This is a genomic window from Variovorax paradoxus, from assembly GCF_022009635.1.
Taxonomy (GTDB): Bacteria; Pseudomonadota; Gammaproteobacteria; order Burkholderiales; family Burkholderiaceae_C; genus Variovorax.
Genome location: NZ_CP091716.1, coordinates 3518808 through 3532298, shown reverse-complemented (window position 1 = coordinate 3532298; position 13491 = coordinate 3518808). Strand labels below are relative to the sequence as shown.

Annotated in this window: 11 protein-coding genes; 4 read left to right on the top strand and 7 right to left on the bottom strand. The window is 68.1% G+C overall.

What is annotated here, in order from left to right:
- Nucleotides 1-37: 37 nt before the first annotated feature.
- The 4 genes from L3V85_RS16385 to L3V85_RS16370 all read right to left on the bottom strand — a co-directional run bounded on the left by L3V85_RS16385 (nt 38) and on the right by L3V85_RS16370 (nt 3569).
- Entirely contained in the window at nt 38-1225 is a 1188-nt protein-coding gene (locus L3V85_RS16385) for a substrate-binding domain-containing protein (RefSeq protein WP_237680114.1), read from the bottom strand.
- A 144-nt stretch (nt 1226-1369) separates the two neighbouring features.
- Nucleotides 1370-1645 carry a hypothetical protein gene (locus tag L3V85_RS16380; protein ID WP_237680113.1) on the bottom strand — a complete coding sequence of 92 codons (276 nt, stop codon included), beginning with the start codon at nt 1643-1645 and terminating at the stop codon, nt 1370-1372.
- On the bottom strand, nt 1642-1980 hold the full coding sequence (locus L3V85_RS16375; RefSeq protein ID WP_237680112.1) for a hypothetical protein: 339 nt from the start codon (nt 1978-1980) through the stop codon (nt 1642-1644). Before L3V85_RS16375 ends, L3V85_RS16380 begins: the two co-directional genes overlap by 4 nt.
- A gap of 56 nt (nt 1981-2036) precedes the next feature.
- Complete coding sequence (locus L3V85_RS16370; protein WP_237680111.1) at nt 2037-3569, bottom strand: sigma-54 interaction domain-containing protein; 1533 nt, start codon at nt 3567-3569, stop codon at nt 2037-2039.
- A gap of 145 nt (nt 3570-3714) precedes the next feature.
- Here L3V85_RS16370 and L3V85_RS16365 point away from each other — a divergent pair, with 145 nt between their 5' ends.
- The 4 genes from L3V85_RS16365 to L3V85_RS16350 are packed head-to-tail and all read left to right on the top strand — an operon-like array spanning nt 3715 to nt 10203.
- Nucleotides 3715-4410, top strand: a complete 696-nt coding sequence (locus L3V85_RS16365) for a TetR/AcrR family transcriptional regulator (RefSeq protein WP_237680110.1) — start codon at nt 3715-3717, stop codon at nt 4408-4410.
- Nucleotides 4407-5933, top strand: a complete 1527-nt coding sequence (locus L3V85_RS16360) for an efflux transporter outer membrane subunit (protein ID WP_237680109.1) — start codon at nt 4407-4409, stop codon at nt 5931-5933. The genes L3V85_RS16365 and L3V85_RS16360 overlap by 4 nt, the downstream gene beginning before the upstream one ends.
- On the top strand, nt 5930-7066 hold the full coding sequence (locus tag L3V85_RS16355) for an efflux RND transporter periplasmic adaptor subunit (RefSeq protein ID WP_237680108.1): 1137 nt from the start codon (nt 5930-5932) through the stop codon (nt 7064-7066). Before L3V85_RS16360 ends, L3V85_RS16355 begins: the two co-directional genes overlap by 4 nt.
- A 20-nt stretch (nt 7067-7086) precedes the next feature.
- Nucleotides 7087-10203, top strand: coding sequence for an efflux RND transporter permease subunit (locus L3V85_RS16350; RefSeq protein WP_237680107.1), 3117 nt, complete (start codon nt 7087-7089; stop codon nt 10201-10203).
- An 88-nt stretch (nt 10204-10291) separates the two neighbouring features.
- Here L3V85_RS16350 and L3V85_RS16345 read toward each other — a convergent pair whose 3' ends face one another.
- The 3 genes from L3V85_RS16345 to L3V85_RS16335 form a co-directional block, all read right to left on the bottom strand.
- The gene (locus tag L3V85_RS16345) at nt 10292-11815 is read right to left on the bottom strand and encodes a tripartite tricarboxylate transporter permease (RefSeq protein ID WP_237680106.1); all 1524 of its coding nucleotides are present in this window, start codon (nt 11813-11815) and stop codon (nt 10292-10294) included.
- A gap of 1 nt (nt 11816) precedes the next feature.
- Entirely contained in the window at nt 11817-12353 is a 537-nt protein-coding gene (locus L3V85_RS16340; RefSeq protein ID WP_237680105.1) for a tripartite tricarboxylate transporter TctB family protein, read from the bottom strand.
- Nucleotides 12354-12451: 98 nt separating this feature from the next.
- Nucleotides 12452-13411, bottom strand: a complete 960-nt coding sequence (locus L3V85_RS16335; protein WP_237680104.1) for a Bug family tripartite tricarboxylate transporter substrate binding protein — start codon at nt 13409-13411, stop codon at nt 12452-12454.
- Between the last annotated feature and the right edge of the window lie 80 nt (nt 13412-13491).

Here is a 13491-nt window from a genome sequence, read left to right as displayed (position 1 = left end):
TTGCGCCGCGGGGTTCAGGTGACGATCGGCGCCGTGATCAGCGCTTGTTCTTGATCGGGATGTCCATCTCTTCGGGCTTGATCTCGTGCACCAGCTCCGGCACGCCCCAGGCGAACGCCGGGTCGACCTTGATCTTGAAGTGGTACATCGACTGCATCGCCTGGTGGTCTTCCTTGCGGAAGGTCATCTTGCCCTTGGGCGTGTCGAAGCTCATGCCTTCCATGGTGCTGATGAGCTTGTTGGTGTTGGTGTCGCCGCCCGTCTTCTTGAGCGCCGTCACCACCGCCATCGCGGCCGAGAAGCCGCCGGCCGTGAAGAAGTCCGGCGGCGTCTTGAATTCCTTGTAGTGGGCCGACACCATCGCGTCGTTCACCGGGTTCTTCGGGATGCCGAAGTAGTAGTAGGCCGCGCCTTCCATGCCCGGCAGCGCCTTGTAGGCGGCCATGGCCGGCAGGATGTTGCCGCCGGTGGCGATCTCGATGCCGTAGCGCTTGAGGTCGAGGTCGACGATCTTGAACGGGTTGCCCGCGCCGGCCCAGACGATCCAGATGATCTTGCGGCCCGGCTGGTCCTTCAGCTTGTCGATCAGGCGCTGCGCGCCGGCGGTGAAGTCGGTGGTGGCGGGCGGCAGGTACTCTTCATGGACCAGCTTGGCCTTCTTGAGCGCCGAGCCGAAGGCCTTCACGCCGTCGCGGCCGAAGGCGTTGTCCTGCGCCAGCGTGGCCACCGTCACGCCGGGCTTGTCGACGGCCACGGCGTTGGAGATCGCGTCCTGGCTCGAATTGCGGCCGGTGCGGAAGATGTACTTGTTCCACTTGTCGCCGGTGATCGAGTCGGCCACCGCGGGCTCGACCAGCAGAATCTTCTTGTATTCCTCCGCCACCGGCAGCATGGCCAGCGCCACGCCCGAGGCGGTTGGGCCGATGGCCAGCGCGGCCTTGTCGTCCGAGTAGGCGGCCGCCAGCAGCGACTTGCCGAGGTCGGGCTTGCCCTGGTCGTCCTTCTCGATGACCACGATCTTCTTGCCGTTGACCATCATCGTGCCTTCGGTGGCGTAGTTCAGGCCCATCATCAGGCCGGTCTGGGTCTGCTTGCCGTAGGCTTCCAGCGCGCCCGTCTTGCTGTAGATGTGGGCTATGCGAATTTCGTTGGACTGGGCCCAGGCGGGAACAGCGGCTGCGCAGGTGGCGAGCGCGGCCAGGGCGACGAGGTGGCGACGGTTCATTCTTTGTCTCCTGAAAATGGTGACTGAATATTGCACAGTTCGTGCCATTTCCTAAGCCGTTGATAACAAACGTTTCTTCATTCGAGAAGAACGCCGTTCGGCTGAATTCAGAACACTGTCGCTGTCTTTTTTTCAGACAACTGTCTATTTATCGTTCAGGGTTTTCGCGGAGGCCTGGCGCTCGGCGATCCATTGCCTGAACTGGCGCTCGGCCTGCATGCGGAATTCGTTGCGCGCATGGTTGCAGGCAGCGTGCGCCAGACGCCGGTGCTTCGGCGAGCGCACGCCGCCGAAGGTGGAATCGACGAGGTGCTCGATGGTGGCCGACTCCGGGCGGCCGGCCGGCTCGCTGAAGTCCATCGGGAGGCCGCACCAGTGGCAGTTGGGCCCGAAGGTGGCGCGCAGGGCCTGGACGCTCACAGGCTTGCGAACTCCAGGATCTCCTGGCCCATCAACGTGCAGTCCTTGCCCGACACGTAATAGATGAGCCGCATGCGGTAGTTGCCCTTGTAGATAGAGCCCCACACCTCCAGCACCTTGAACTGCTGGTTCTTGTTGGCGGGGTTGCGGATCGGCGCCATTTCCTTGACGTCGGGGTCGATCTGGATGCGGTCGTCCTCGCCGAAGTGGAAGGTCAGCAGCTTCTTGGCGCGGGAGACGGCTTCGCTGGCGCACTGGGGTGCGGGCGCGGCGCTGGCGAGGCCGGCGGCGGCGGAAAGAACAAGACAGGCGGCGGCGCGGACGAGAGCCTTCATGGTTCGTTGAATTCGGGTTGCATTGAAAGCCGGAAGTATCGCCTCGGCACCTGCGCTCAATGCTCCTGGCTCGTCATGCGCTCATACAAGGTCGCACGCGAAATCCCCAGCAGCCGCGCCGTCGCCAGCTTGTTGCCACCGGTGGACGCCAACGCCGCCGCGATCGCCTTGCGCTCCAGCTCGGCCACCTGCTGCGCGAGCGGGCGCAGCAGCGCCGCCTCTTCGTCGGTGTCGTGCGCGCTTTGCAAGGTGGCAGGCAGCTCGATCTGCTCCAGCCCGGCCTCGCGCAGGATGCGTTCGAGCTGCGCCGAGTCGATGCGTTGCGAATCGCTGCGCATGGTCACCTGCTCCAGCACGTTGCGCAGTTCGCGGATGTTTCCTCGCCAGTGCTGGCCGGCCAGCAGCGCGAGCGCGTCGGGGGTGAGTTCGGGGGGCGCCTCTCCGCTGCGCAGCGCCATGTCTTCGCCCAGCGCCTCGACCAGCGCGGGAATGTCGGCGCGCCGCTCGCGCAGCGGCGGCACGCGCAGCGGCAGCACATTGAGGCGGTAATACAGGTCTTCGCGGAACTGGCCGCGCCGCACCAGTTCCGGCAGGTCGCGCGAGGTGGCGGCGATCACGCGGGCGTCGAAAGGCACCAGCTTGTTGGAGCCCAGCGGCTCGATCTCGCCTTCCTGCAGCGCCCGCAGCAGCTTGGCCTGCAGGCCCAGCGGCATGTCGCCGATTTCATCGAGGAACAGGCTGCCGCCATCGGCCAGCTTGAACTTGCCCTCGCGGCCCTTGCGGTCGGCGCCGGTGAAGGCTCCCGGCGCGAAGCCGAAGAACTCGGCTTCGAGCAGCGTGTCGGGCACGGCCGCGATGTTGACGCTGACGAACTGCCCCTTGGCGCGCGCGGACGACGCATGGATGGCATGCGCCAGCAGTTCCTTGCCGGTGCCGGTCTCGCCCAGCAGCAGCACCGGGCTGGTCGACTGCGCGGCACGCCGCGCGTGGCGCTTGACCTCCACCGCCGCCGGGCTGCTGCCGATGAAGCTCGCAAAGGTGTACTTGGAGCGCCGCTGGCCGTCGGCCGCGTGCTGGTAGAGCGGGTTGTTGCGCTGGCTCGCGAGTTCGCGCCGGGCGTCGTCCAGGTCGCGCTGCAGCAATGCGAACTTGCTGATGAGCGGCTGCAGCGTGGTCTCGGGCTGGTCGAACAGCACGATGCCGATGGCGCCGATCACCTCGCCCATGCCGCCATCCGCGCCTTCGCGCTCCTCGCGCAGCGGGATGCGGCTCACCACGAAGGTGCCGGCCTTGTTGGTCAGCAGGTCGATCAATATCGGCTCGCCGGTCTCGAGCACGCGGCGCATCTGCGTGTTGGGGATCACGTCTTCCACCATGTGGCCCATGAACTGGTCGATGGACGAGAAGCCCAGCGCCGGCAGGAAGCGCCGGTAGCCCTCGTTCACCCATACGATGCGCCCGCCGCGGTCGACCAGGAACATGCCCTGACTGATGCTTGAAAACAAATGAAACATCGAGCGCGCGGCGAGCGCGAGGATTCCCTGCGCATCGAGCGGCAGGGCGGGCGGCAGAGAAGGAGAAACTGGCATGGCGGCATCGTAGCGTGCATCAATCGGCAACAAATGCAGGGGCGCCCCACTTCAGGAAATGCCCGGAATCATCGTGTAACCGAAGCCCTTCATGAAGCCTTAAGTTAATCAATCGTTTGATTTTTCGCGTGGTTTAATGCCAGGCATGAACGCGAAAGCCACCACCACCCAGGCCCCGCGCCGCGCACCGCGCGCCGACGGCGCAGAGGCACGCCACCGGCTGCTGCACACAGCGCTGCGGCTGTTCGCGCAGAAGGGCTTCGCCAAGACCTCCACGCGGGAGATCGCCAAGGAGGCCGACGTCAACATCTCGGCCATCAGCTACTACTTCGGCGACAAGGAAGGCCTGTACGCGGCCACCTTCAACGAGCCGATGGGCGGCGACTCCAGCGACCTGGTGGCCGCCTGCAAGGTGCCGGGGCGGCCGCTGGAAGAAACGCTGCGTATCTGCATGGTGTCGATGATCGACCCGCTCAAGCAGGGCGAGATCGTGCGCCAGTGCATTCAGCTGCACATGCGCGAGATGCTCGAGCCCACCAGCCGCTGGGCCAAGGAACTCGAGCACGACATCAAGGGCCCGCACCGCGCCATCGCCGACCTGCTGTGCCGCCACCTGGGCGTGGCGCGGGCCGACGACGACATCCACCGCCTCACGTTCGCGATCACCGGGCTGTCGATGCAGCTCTACGTGAGTCAGGACTTCATCGAGGCCATCCGCCCCTCGCTGCTGCGCACGGCGCGCGGCATCGACACCTGGGCCGACCGCCTGACCGGCTACGCGATGGCGCTGGTTGCGGCCGAGGCGGCGCGCCGCCGCGACGAGAGAAAGCCAATGAAATGAGAAGACTCCGACTGTTTGCCGCCCTGTGCCTGCCGCTGGGCTTCGGCCTCGGCCTCTCGGGCTGCGCGCTGAACCGCCCGCCGGCGCAGGTCGAGGCGCCCACGCCCGCGCAGTGGCACGCTCCCCTGCCCCACGGCGGCTCGCTCGCGTCGCTGGCCGACTGGTGGCGCCAGCTCGACGACCCCTTGCTGGTCGAGCTGATCGCCGCCGCCGAGGCCGCCAGCCCCAATGTCGCGAGCGCCGCGGCGCGCGTGGCGGAGGCGCGCTTCACGCGCGTGCAGACCGGCGCGGCGCTGCTGCCGAGCCTGGACGGCACGGCATCGGCGAGCCGGGGCACCGCGGGCATCGCGTCCGGCGCGCCTTCGGGCGGGTCGGCTTCGAGCAGCAGTAGCAGCAGCCTCGGAGCCACGACGCCCATCACCACGCTGCAGGTCGGCCTGCAATCGAAATGGGAGGTCGACCTGTTCGGCCGCCTGCGCGCCGACCGCGACGCCGCCCAGGCCAAGCTGGGCAGCGCCGATGCCAAGTGGCATGACGCCCGGGTATCGGTGGCGGCCGAAACCGCCAACGCCTACTTCGCCGAGCGCGCCTGCCAGCAGCAACTGCGCGTGGCCGAGTCCGACACCCGCTCGCGCGCCGAGACCTCTCGCCTGAACGACCTGTCGATGCGCGCCGGCTTCACCGCCCCCGCCGACGCCGCGCTGGCCCGCGCCAGCGCGGCCGACGCCTCCGGCCGGCTGACCCAGCAGCGCGCCCAGTGCGCGGTGCAGCGCAAGGCGCTGGTCGCGCTCAGCGGCATCGACGAAAGCACGCTCGAGCAAAAGCTCGCGGCCTCCCCCGCGCAGCGCGCGCTGCCCGCGGTGGGCAGCATCGCCAGCGTGCCTGCCGAAGCCATTTCGCAGCGGCCCGACGTGTACTCGGCCGAACTCGGCGTGGCGTCGGCCAGCGCCGACGTCGGCTCCGCCGAGGCCGAGCGCTACCCCAAGCTCACCATCTCGGGCTCCATCGGCCGCACGCAGTACCGCGTGAGCGGCCTGCAGCAGTCGCTCGAGAACTGGACCATCGGCCCGGTGTCGCTGAGCGTGCCGCTGCTGGACGGCGGCTCGCGCAAGGCCAATGCCGACGCCGCCAAGGCGCGCTATGCCGAGGCGGTGTCGATCTACCGCGCCAACGTGCGGCAGGCGGTGCGCGAGGTCGAAGAAGCGCTCGTCAACCTCGACGCCACCGACGGCCGCGCGAACGACGCCGACACGGCGGTGAAGAACTACCAGGCCTCCTTCGACGCCACCCAGGCGCGCTACAGCAGCGGCCTGGCCAGCCTGTTCGAGCTGGAAGACTCGCGCCGCACGCTGTTCGCGGCGCAGACCGCGCGCGTGTCGCTGCAGCGCGAGCGCACCGAGGCCTGGGTCGCGCTGTACCGCTCGATGGGCGGTGGCTGGAGCCGCCCCGGGCAGCCGTCCGAATCGTCTGAATCGTCCTCGATGAACACCACCCCGGCCGCCAAGGTCGCGACGTCGCCATGAAAACAATGAAGCGTTCCACCCTCGTCACCCTGCTGATCGTGCTGGCCGTCGTCATCGCGGCGGTCGTGTTCATGACGCGCAAGCCGGCCGACAAGGCCGCTGCCGCCGGGCCGGCACCCAAGCCGGCGCTGACCGTCACCGTCGCCGCTCCCGAAGCCACCGAACTCACGCTCACGCTCGCAGCCAACGGCAACGTGGCGGCCTGGCAGGAGGCCGTGGTCGGTTCCGAGTCGAACGGGCTCAAGCTCGCCGAAGTGCGGGTGAACGTGGGCGACACGGTCAAGAAGGGCCAGGTACTGGCCGTGTTCTCGCCCGAGACGGTGCGCGCCGACATCGCGCAGTCGCGCGCCTCGCTGGCCGAAGCCCGCGCCACCGCGGCCGACGCCGCCGGCAACGCCGCGCGCGCCCGCACGCTGCAGGCCACCGGCGCGCTGAGCCAGCAGCAGATCAACCAGTACCAGACCACCGAGCAGACCGCCAAGGCACGAGTGGAGGCGGCCGAGGCCGTGCTGGCCGCGCAGGAAGTGCGCGGGCGAAACACGCAGGTGCTGGCGCCCGACGACGGCGTGATCTCTTCGCGCACCGCCACGGTCGGCAGCGTGGTGGCGGCCGGCACCGAGCTGTTCAAGCTGATCCGCCAGGGCCGGCTCGAGTGGCGCGCCGAAGTCACCTCGGCCGAGTTGAGCCGCATCGCGGTGGGCACCAATGCCTTCGTGGTCAGCGCCAGCGGCGCGCAGGTGCGCGGCAAGGTGCGCAGCATCGCGCCCACGGTCGATCCGCAGACGCGCGCGGCGCTGGTGTACGTCGACCTGCCCAACGTGCAGCAGAACACCGGCATCAAGGCCGGCATGTTCGCGCGCGGCGACTTCGAGCTGGGCCGCAGCACGGCGCCCACGGTGCCGCAGAGCGCCATCGTGCCGCGCGACGGCTTCAACAACGTCTTCCTGCTCAAGCCCGACAACCACGTGGCGCAGTTGAAGGTGCAGGTCGGCCGCCGCCTGAACGACCGCATCGAGATCACCAGCGCATTGCCCCAGGGCGCGAAGGTGGTGGTGCAAGGCGCCGGCTTCCTCAACGACGGCGACCTGGTGCGCGTGGTCGACACGCCACCCACCGCGGCGGCCGCCAAGTAAGCAAAAACAAAGGACTCGCCATGAACGTTTCCGCCTGGTCCATACGCAACCCGATTCCGGCGGTGATGCTGTTCGTGCTGCTCACCTTCGGTGGGTTGCTGTCGTTCAACGCGATGAAGGTGCAGAACTTTCCGGACATCGACCTGCCGACCGTGACGGTCTCGGCCTCGCTGCCCGGCGCCGCGCCTTCGCAGCTGGAAACCGACGTCGCGCGCAAGCTCGAGAACTCCATCGCCACGGTGCAAGGTCTCAAGCACATCACCACCAAGGTGCAGGACGGCGCCGCCACGCTGATCGTCGAGTTCCGCCTCGAAAAGCCGGTGCAGGAAGCCGTGGACGACGTGCGCTCCGCCGTGCAGCGCGTACGCGCCGACCTGCCAGCCGACGTGCGAGACCCGGTCGTCACCAAGCTCGACCTGGCGGGCCAGCCGGTGCTGGCTTTCACCATCGCGTCGTCGCAGATGGACAACGAGGCCCTGAGCTGGTACGTGGACAACGACGTCACCAAGCGGCTGCTGGCGCTGCCCGGCGTGGGCGCGGTCAACCGCGTGGGCGGCGCCACGCGCCAGGTGCACGTGGACCTCGACCCGGTCAAGCTGCAGGCGCTGGGCGCCTCGGCCGGCGACATCTCACGCCAGCTGCGCCAGGTGCAGACCGAGAGCGCGGGCGGCCGCTTCGACCTCGGCGGCAGCGAGCAGCCGGTGCGCACCATGGCCACCGTGAAGTCGGCCGACCAGCTCGCCGACATGCAGATCGTGCTGACCGACGGCCGCCGCATCCGCCTCGACCAGGTGGCGCGCATAAGCGACACCATCGCCGAGCCGCGCGCGGCCGCGCTGCTCAACGGCAAGCCGGTGGTGGGCTTCGAAGTGGCTCGCAGCCGCGGCGCCAGCGAAGTGGAAGTGGGCCACGCGGTGCAGAAGGCGCTGGCCGACATGCGCGCGCAGCGCCCCGACATCGAACTGACCGAGGCCTTCAACTTCGTCGACCCGGTGGAAGAGGAATACAACGGCTCGCTGCACCTGCTGTACGAGGGCGCCATCCTGGCGGTGGTGGTGGTGTGGCTCTTCCTGCGCGACTGGCGCGCCACCTTCGTGTCGGCCGTGGCGCTGCCGATGTCGGTGATCCCGGCATTCATCGGCATGCACCTGCTGGGCTTCTCGGTCAACGTGATCTCGCTGCTGGCGCTGTCGCTGGTGGTGGGCATATTGGTGGACGACGCCATCGTGGAGGTCGAGAACATCGTGCGCCACCTGCGCATGGGCAAGACGCCCTACCAGGCGGCCATGGAGGCGGCCGACGAAATCGGCCTGGCGGTGATCGCCACCACCTTCACGCTGATCGCGGTGTTCCTGCCCACGGCTTTCATGAGCGGCATTGCCGGCAAGTTCTTCAAGCAGTTCGGCTGGACCGCCGCGCTCGCGGTGTTCGCGTCGCTGGTGGTGGCGCGCGTGCTCACGCCGATGATGGCGGCCTACATGCTCAAGCCCGTGGTCACGGCCGAAACGGAGCCGGGCTGGCTGCGCTGGTACATGCGCGCGGTGGAGTGGAGCACGCACAACCGCTTCAAGACGATGGTGCTGGCCACCCTCTTCTTCTTCGGCTCGCTGGCGATGATCCCGCTGCTCAAGACCGGCTTCATTCCGCCGGACGACAACTCGCAGACGCAGGTGTACCTGTCGCTCGCGCCGGGCTCCACGCTCGCGCAGACCACGGCGGCTGCGGAAGAAACCCGCCGCCGCGTGATGCAGATACCGCACGTCAAGAGCGTCTACACCACGGTGGCCGGCGGCAGCGCGGGCGGCGACCCGTTCGCCAGCTTCGGCACGCCCGAGACGCGCAAGGCCACGCTCACCATCAAGCTCGATCCGCGCGGCGACCGGCCGCGCAAGCAAGTCATCGAGAACCAGATCCGCAGCGCGCTCGAAACGCTGCCCGGCGTGCGCAGCACGGTGGGCCTGGGCGGCTCGGGCGAGAAATACATCCTGGCGCTGACCGGCGAAGACCCGGTGGCGCTGGCCAGTGCCGCGAGCGCGGTCGAGAAAGACCTGCGCACCATTCCCGGCCTGGGCAACATCACCTCCACCGCGAGCCTGGTGCGCCCCGAGATCGCGGTGCGCCCCGACTTCGCCCGCGCCGCCGACCTGGGCGTGACCAGCTCCGCCATTGCCGAGACCCTGCGCGTGGCCACGCTGGGCGATTACGACCAGTCGCTCGCCAAGCTCAACCTCGCGCAGCGCCAGGTGCCGATCGTGGTGAAGCTGGAAGACTCCGCGCGACAAGACATCGACCTGCTCGGCCGCCTCTCGGTGCCCGGCACGCGCGGCCCGGTCATGCTGAACCAGGTGGCCTCGCTCAGCATGGAAGGCGGCCCGGCCGTGATCGACCGCTACGACCGCTCGCGCAACGTGAACTTCGAGATCGAGCTGTCGGGCGTGGGCCTGGGCGACGCGAAAGCCGCGGTGCAGAAGCTGCCGTCGATCCAGAAGCTGCCGCCCGGCGTGCGCATTGCCGAGGTGGGCGACGCCGAGGTGATGACGGAGCTGTTCGCGAGCTTCGGCCTGGCGATGCTGACGGGCGTGCTGTGCATCTACATCGTGCTGGTGCTGCTGTTCAAGGACTTCCTGCACCCGGTGACCATTCTGTGCGCGCTGCCGCTGGCGCTGGGCGGGGCCTTCGTGGGGCTGCTGATCGGGCAGAAGGCGCTGTCGATGCCTTCGCTGATCGGCCTGATCATGCTGATGGGCATCGCGACCAAGAACTCGATCCTGCTGGTCGAATACGCCATCGTGGCGCGCCGCGACCACGGCATGAGCCGCTGGGACGCGCTGCGCGACGCCTGCCACAAGCGCGCGCGGCCCATCATCATGACCACGCTCGCCATGGGTGCCGGCATGCTGCCGATCGCGGTCGGCTTCGGCTCGGCGGATTCGAGCTTCCGCTCGCCGATGGCGATGGCGGTGATCGGCGGGCTGATCACCTCGACCGTGCTGAGCCTGCTGGTTGTGCCGGCGGTGTTCACCTACGTGGACGACATCGAGCACTGGATCCGGCGCACGGTGCGCAAGCTGCGCGGACAGCCGGCGGACCCGCATATCGACGACGACCTGGTCGAGACGCCCGCGGCAGGACGGTAAAACACCCTGGCGGAAATGAAAGAAGCCGCGGCAAATGCCGCGGCTTCTTTATTTGTGCGGCCCGTCTCGAAGCAGGCTTCAAAGATCCTTACGCGTCCATCTGGGCCAACCGCGCCAGCTTGCGTTCGCTCATGCGCTTGGCAAGACGCGGCAGCACCAGCACGGCCACCACGATCACGATCAGCGTGAGCGACATCGGGCGCTGCAGGAACACGATGGCGCTGCCCTCGCCCATCGACATCGCGTTGCGCAGCTGCGCTTCCGCGAGCGGGCCCAGGATCATGCCGACCACCACCGGCGCGGTCGGGAAGTCGAAGCGCCGCATCACCACGCCCAGCAGGCCGATGCCAAAGAGCAGGAACAGGTCGAACGCGCTCTGGCGCATGCCGTAGGCACCCACCGTCGCGAAGATCAGGATGCCGGCGTAGAGCTGGGGCTTCGGAATCTTCAGCAGCTTGACCCACAGGCCGACCATCGGCAGGTTCAGCACCAGCAGCATCACGTTGCCGATGTAGAGCGAGGCGATCAGCGCCCACACCAGCGCGGCCGAGGTGGTGAACAGCTGCGGGCCCGGCTGGATGCCGTAGTTCTGGAACGCGCCCAGCAGGATGGCAGTGGTGTTCGACGTGGGAATGCCCAGCGTGAGCAGCGGGATCAGCGCGGCAGTCACCGTGGCGTTGTTGGCGGCTTCGGGGCCGGCCACGCCTTCGATGGCGCCCTTGGTGCCGAACTCGGCCCGGGCGTCGGCGTCCTTGGCCAGCTTCTTTTCGGCCGCGTAGCTCAGGAAGGTCGGGATCTCGGTGCCGCCGGCGGGAATGCAGCCGAAAGGCGTGCCGATGGCGGTGCCGCGCAGCCACGCGGGAATCGAGCGCTTCCAGTCGCGCTTGCTCATGTGTACGCGGCTCAGCTTGTTCTGGCCTTCGACCACCTTGCCTTCGTACAGCACGGCGTAGAGCACCTCGGCCACCGCGAACAGGCCCACGGCCACCAGCACGATCTCGATGCCGTCGAGCAACTCCGGCACGCCGCCGGTGTAGCGGCCCTGGCCGGAGATCTGGTCGAGGCCGATACAGCCCGCGGCCAGGCCGACGAACAGCGCCGTCATGCCGCGCAGCGTGCTCTTGCCGAGCACCGCGCTCACCGTGGTGAAGGCCAGCAGCATCAGCATGAAGTATTCGGGCGGGCCGAGCTTGACCGCGAATTCGGCCACGAAGGGCGCGAACAGCGTGACGATCACCGTGGCGATGGTGCCGGCCACGAAGGAGCCGATGGCGGCGGTGGCGAGCGCGGCGCCCGCCCTGCCGCTCTTGGCCATCTTGTTGCCCTCCATCGCGGTCACCATGCTGGCGGTTTCGCCGGGGGTGTTGAGCAGGATGGAAGTGGTCGAGCCGCCGTACATGGCGCCGTAGTAGATGCCCGAGAAGAAGATCATCGAGGCCGTGACGTCGACCTTGCCGGTGATGGGCAGCAGCATGGCCACAGCCACCGCCGGGCCGATGCCGGGCAGCACGCCCACGGCCGTGCCCAGGGCGCAGCCGACCAGGCACCAGAGCAGATTGACGGGGGTGATCGCCGCGGCGAAGCCCGCCATGAGTGCGTTGAAGATGTCCATGTCAGAGCCAGCCAGTCGAAGTGAGGCCGGGCAGGTTGATGGCCAGGAATTGAGTGAAGGTCCAGAACACCGGCGCCGAGATGCACAGCCCCGCGATGAAGTCGGTCAGCCAGGTGCGCGGCGAATTCACGCCGCCCTGCCCGCTCGCGCGGCGCAGGCCCTGCACGGCCAGCACGTAGCACAGCGTGCAGCTCAGGATGAAGCCCAGCGTGGTGATGAGCGCGGCGTTGAGCAGCAGCCCCGCCGACACCCAGACGAAGCCGGGCCAGTAGGCATGGTCGGCGCCCGAGGGCGCGTCGAGTTCGCGGAAGCCGCCGGTGCGCGCCTCCCACACGATCCAGCCGCCGCACAGCACCAGCACCACCGACACCAGCCAGGGCAGGAAGTTGGGGCCGACGCCGCCGTAGCCGGCTTCGGAAGAAATGCCGATGGCGCCGAACGCCAGCGCAAGGCCGGTCAGCAGCACGCCGGCGCCGACCAGGGTTTGCGGCCACGTGGCCGCGGGCTGCGGCGGGGCCGAGGAGTCTGGAGTTGTCATTTTTTCTCCCGGGATGTGGAGCTGGATTTGAAAACGGCACGCTGTCGACTCTTTCGAGGACAGCGCGCCGTGGGGCGGGCCAGAGGTGCGCGCCGGGGTCAGACCATGCCGGACTTGGTCATGATGGCGCGCAGGCTGGCGAAGTCGTCGTCGACGAACTTGGTGAAAGGCTCGCCAGACAGCACGGCGGGCGTCCAGTCGTTCTTCTTGAGCGACTCGGCCCACGACGCGCTCTTCATGGCGGCCAGCACCATGTCGGTCAGCGCCTTGCGCTGCTCGGCGGAGATGCCGGGCGCGCCGTACACGCCGCGCCAGTTGCCGATTTCCACGTCGATGCCTTGTTCCTTCAGCGTGGGCACGTCGATGCCCGGCAGGCGCTGGCCCGAGGTGACGGCAATGGCCTTCATCTTGCCGGCGGCGATGTATTCGGCGAACTCGCTGTAGCCGCTGCCGCCGATGGTGACGTTGCCGCCCAGCACCGCGGCGGTGGCCTCGCCGCCTCCGCGGAAGGCCACGTAGTTGATCTTCGAGGGATCGGCGCCAACCTTCTGCGCGATCATGGCCGCTGCGATGTGCTCGGTGGAGCCGCGCGAACCGCCGCCCCACTTGACGCTGCCCGGGTCTTTCTTGAGCTGCTCGATCACGTCCTTCATGGTCTTGAACGGCGAGTTCGACGGCAGCACGAACACGTTGTATTCGGTGGTCAGGCGCGCGATGGGCGTGGCCTGCGACAGGTTGACCGGCGGCTTGCCGGTGATGATGCCGCCCAGCATGACCGAGCCCATGACCATCAGCGCGTTGGCATCGCCCTTGGAGCCGTTCACGAACTGGGCCAGGCCCAGCGCGCCGGCGGCGCCGCCCTTGTTGTCGTAGGTGACCGTGTCGGCCACCTTGGCGTCGGTCAGAGCCTTGCCCAGGGCGCGGCCGGTGGTGTCCCAGCCGCCGCCGGGGTTGGCCGGGATCATCATCTTGACGTTGGCGGCGGCCCGGGCGGACAGTGGCAGGGCCCCGGCGGCGGCCAGCGCGGCCAATGACTTCAGAAAGGTGTCGCGACGCATTGTTGTCTCCTGATGCTGAAAGTAACTTGAAAGGAACCTGACTTGAAGCTGAGTATCATGCGCCGCCCCGCTGTCAGTTG

Excerpts from the sequence above, each read along its gene's own strand:
- L3V85_RS16385 (WP_237680114.1), bottom strand. The coding sequence starts at position 1,225 with ATGAACCGTCGCCACCTCGTCGCCCTGGCCGCGCTCGCCACCTGCGCA.
- L3V85_RS16375 (WP_237680112.1), bottom strand. The coding sequence starts at position 1,980 with ATGAAGGCTCTCGTCCGCGCCGCCGCCTGTCTTGTTCTTTCCGCCGCC.
- L3V85_RS16370 (WP_237680111.1), bottom strand. The coding sequence starts at position 3,569 with ATGCCAGTTTCTCCTTCTCTGCCGCCCGCCCTGCCGCTCGATGCGCAG.
- L3V85_RS16365 (WP_237680110.1), top strand. The coding sequence starts at position 3,715 with ATGAACGCGAAAGCCACCACCACCCAGGCCCCGCGCCGCGCACCGCGC.
- L3V85_RS16360 (WP_237680109.1), top strand. The coding sequence starts at position 4,407 with ATGAGAAGACTCCGACTGTTTGCCGCCCTGTGCCTGCCGCTGGGCTTC.
- L3V85_RS16355 (WP_237680108.1), top strand. The coding sequence starts at position 5,930 with ATGAAAACAATGAAGCGTTCCACCCTCGTCACCCTGCTGATCGTGCTG.
- L3V85_RS16350 (WP_237680107.1), top strand. The coding sequence starts at position 7,087 with ATGAACGTTTCCGCCTGGTCCATACGCAACCCGATTCCGGCGGTGATG.
- L3V85_RS16345 (WP_237680106.1), bottom strand. The coding sequence starts at position 11,815 with ATGGACATCTTCAACGCACTCATGGCGGGCTTCGCCGCGGCGATCACC.
- L3V85_RS16340 (WP_237680105.1), bottom strand. The coding sequence starts at position 12,353 with ATGACAACTCCAGACTCCTCGGCCCCGCCGCAGCCCGCGGCCACGTGG.
- L3V85_RS16335 (WP_237680104.1), bottom strand. The coding sequence starts at position 13,411 with ATGCGTCGCGACACCTTTCTGAAGTCATTGGCCGCGCTGGCCGCCGCC.